Source organism: Desnuesiella massiliensis (assembly GCF_001403615.1).
Lineage (GTDB): Bacteria > Bacillota > Clostridia > Clostridiales > Clostridiaceae > Desnuesiella > Desnuesiella massiliensis.
In genome coordinates this window covers 1-1,793 of sequence record NZ_LN879444.1, presented here as the reverse complement: position 1 = coordinate 1,793, position 1,793 = coordinate 1, and the positions used below count along the sequence as shown (strand labels likewise).

Annotated in this window: 2 protein-coding genes; both read right to left on the bottom strand. The window is 30.9% G+C overall.

Annotated features, from left to right (window positions below; all coding sequences use genetic code 11):
• Nucleotides 1–350: 350 nt before the first annotated feature.
• Entirely contained in the window at nt 351–842 is a 492-nt protein-coding gene (locus BN2665_RS00010; protein ID WP_055665084.1) for a hypothetical protein, read from the bottom strand.
• Nucleotides 843–864: 22 nt separating this feature from the next.
• Nucleotides 865–1,793, bottom strand: a 929-nt coding sequence (locus BN2665_RS00005) for an RHS repeat-associated core domain-containing protein (protein WP_242865870.1), incomplete at its 5' end; no start/stop codon positions are given.

Genomic DNA, 1,793 nt, shown 5'->3' with positions numbered 1-1,793 from the left:
CCAGTTGAATCATAAGTATAGTATATCTTATCTGTTCCGCTTTCTTCTAGTGTTACCTTATCTCCTTGAAGATAGTATTTTGTTACTGCTCCATTTACGTTTTTTTCTGTTCTTATGCCTGAGTCATTGTATTTGTAGAAGATACCCTTACTATCGCTTATTCAAACTTTCGCTATAACTTTAAGTATTCTAAAATTAGGCTAACGCCTTCTCACTTTTTTTCCCAACCTTTCGTTCCTTTAAGTAAAAAGTCAACAGACTTTAAATATAACCTGTTGACTTTTTAATAGTTTAAATTGAATCTTGTGTAAATATAACTTATTAAATTTTCTCTTATAAACTTAAATCTTTTATTTATTAAAAGGTAAAAATATAATTGAAAGAATAGATATCAATGTCATATAGATTGCAACTACTATTAATGATATTTTTTTTAATTTTGAACTATTTTTATGTAACAATGCTAAAACGCAAAGTATATCAGCAATTATAGCTATTACACTTAAGAAAATACTAATTATTTTAAAAAACATAACATCATTATTAGCTTTAAGGTAATATTGCATCATCCAAACAATACTTGTAACAAAAACTAATAAAAATGTTATAAATAAATATATTACTATATTTCTTCGATTTTTATCTTTTCTCAAAATTTGTATTATTGTTGCAAAAGCAACCATAGTAGTTATACAAACTAAAATGATAATTGTGGCGTTAAATCCTAAATACTTACTAATAAAAAATGCTGTTATCGAAATAATGGCAAAATAGATAGAGCGAGTATTATTATTATCATGATTTAATAAATCTAATATTTTGTTCACTAGCCTATTTTTCATTTTGAGTATCCTCCTCTATTTTTTATTTGCGCTGAGATAGATATCTGTCTTTTATTTCGCCTGTGCCTATTCCTATTGCAAGACCCACTCCAATAACACCTGCAGTAACTACAAATGTAGGTGCCAAGAATGCTCCTGCTAAAACACCTACTCCAGCTGCAAAGCCAAAGGAAGCTACATCTACTCCGGTTCTTAGCCAGCCATATTTATAATTCGCATGATTATCCCAAATGCTGATTCCTAAAGAAGCAACCCCCAATGGTCCTGTTATTTTACTAATTTTCATTGTAAAATACTGCTTTCCTAAATTTCTTGATACAGCATCCTTAAACGTGAGTGGTGTAAATATCTTACTACTCCATGACGATGCTACCTTAGAAGCAAAATAAGAATCTGCTGAGCTCGAAGCTATACTTGCCGCAGTATTACCAGTGTATTTTGCAGCGTTATTAACTACTTTATTTTTTATTTCTTGTTCTGCAATTTCATTGGAATACAATGAAGTTATATTCTGAGTATAATAAGAAGTTCCCCCTACATCTGCATATGTAACCATAAATCCTGTTGGATCAGATGCATTTATAGCATTATTTTCACAATATGCAAACAGGTTATGTCCTAATAAATCTCCTGTCTTACCAATAAGCCCATCCGCATTAATAAACCTTCCCCACTCCGGATTATAATATCTTGAGTTTAGATAGTATAGCCCAGTCTCATTATCATACCTATAACCCCTATATCTATAAGGATTCTTAACTCCAACATGGTTTGTGTCAGTTGCAACGTCCTTGCCATCTTTGTCTTTAATGCTGATTAACTTACCCCAACTATCATAAGCATAACTTACTACCCTAACTCCATCACCATCTATTAACCCTATAATATCTCCTTGAGCATTTCTTAAATAGAAATATTCTGCTCCATTTAGGTTCATTGAAGTAAGGTGTC

What these genes read in the sequence shown, in the direction of transcription:
- BN2665_RS00010 (WP_055665084.1), bottom strand. Translation starts at nt 842, where the DNA reads ATGAAAAATAGGCTAGTGAACAAAATATTAGATTTATTAAATCATGAT.